The sequence below is a fragment of the Rhizobacter sp. P2_H2 genome, from assembly GCF_056403375.1.
This window is the reverse complement of the sequence record NZ_JBFUFP010001321.1, coordinates 1-1,308: the sequence shown is the minus strand read 5'-3', so window position 1 is coordinate 1,308 and position 1,308 is coordinate 1. Positions and strand designations below refer to the sequence as shown.

Annotated in this window: 1 protein-coding gene; it reads right to left on the bottom strand. The window is 70.9% G+C overall.

The annotated features are described in order from the left end of the window. Positions 1 to 31 precede the first annotated feature (31 nt). The coding region (locus AC1D15_RS32750) for a GH39 family glycosyl hydrolase (RefSeq protein WP_477829345.1) at positions 32 to 1,308 on the bottom strand (1,277 nt) is incomplete at its 5' end.

Here is a 1,308-nt window from a genome sequence, read left to right as displayed (position 1 = left end):
AGCAGGCGGCGGCGCAGGAGTTGATCGGGGCTCATGGTGCCAGCTCCAGCGTGACGATCGCCATCGAGCGGGCGGGCAGGGTGATGGTGCGTCCCGCCTGCGCGGCGAGCGGCTGCAACGGCTTCTCCTCTTCCGCGATGCCGGCGTCGAAGAAACGCGCCTCCTTGAGCGTCAGCGCGGCCTGGCCGTCGATGCGCACCGGCTGGGCCTGCGTGCGGGTGTTGAACAGCACGAGCTGGAGCTGCGAGCCCTTCTTCGTCGCATGGGTCCACAGCATCGAGTCGCTGCTCGCCGCTTCGACGAAGGTGCCGTCCAGCTCGCCCAGCAGGCCGAAGCCGTAGTAGGTCGGGCGCGGCACGCCGCCGGTGTCCAGCAGCCCGTGGAAGCCGGTGCCGATGTAGGCGAAGTAGTGGGCCAGGTTCACGCCTTGCTGCGCCATGCGCAGGGCCGATTCGGCGGCCCACATCGCGCCCACCTGGTCGGACAGGAAGCGCGGCCGGTCGGTGCGCCACGACAGGCCGTACTCCGTCACGCCGAAGCGGATGCTTCTGGCGTGGCCGAGCGGGTTGCGCGAGCGGTCCTTCCACAGGGCGGAGAAGCGCGCGATCGAGCGGTCGACGTCGGCCACCGTGGCGAGCGCGGCCTCTTCGGTACCGTCGCCTTCGGTGGGGTAGATGTGCCAGGTGAGCACGTCCACGGCGTCGCCGCACAGCTCGACGAAGCGCTCGAGGAAGAGCGGGGCGCCGGGCTGCGCACCGGAGACGGCGGGGCCGGCGATCAAGGCCTTCGGGTCTTCGCGGCGGATGGCCGCGGCCTGCGCACGGAAGACCTCGCAATAGCGCTGGACCGTCCAGCTCGTGTCGCCCCGCACGGTGCTGAAGAGGTCGGGCTCATTGCCGATCTCCCAGATCCTGACGTTCAGCCCGCGGTCGCGGGCCAGGCGCACGGCACGGGCCGCGTCCTGCGGCGTGTTGGCGGCGGGGCGGTCGGGCCGGCCCTGGAACACGCGTGTCTGCACCAGCAGTTCTCGTTCGCCGGCCACCTGCGACAGCAGCGACTTGAACGCGTCCAGCGTCGGCTCGTCCATGTCGTGCTCGTCGCCGATGTTGCCGCCGGGAAAGCGCAGCGCCGCGGCCGGCACCTTGGCGATCTCGTCGCGGAATTCCGTCACCGACATCCAGTTGCCGAAGTTGAAACCCGACAGCACCTGCCGGTTGACGGCCGGGCCGGCGCGCGACGGATCGATGCGCACCGTGGCGACCTGCGCGTTCGCCCAGGTCGCCACCGTGAGGGCGAAGACGCCGACGC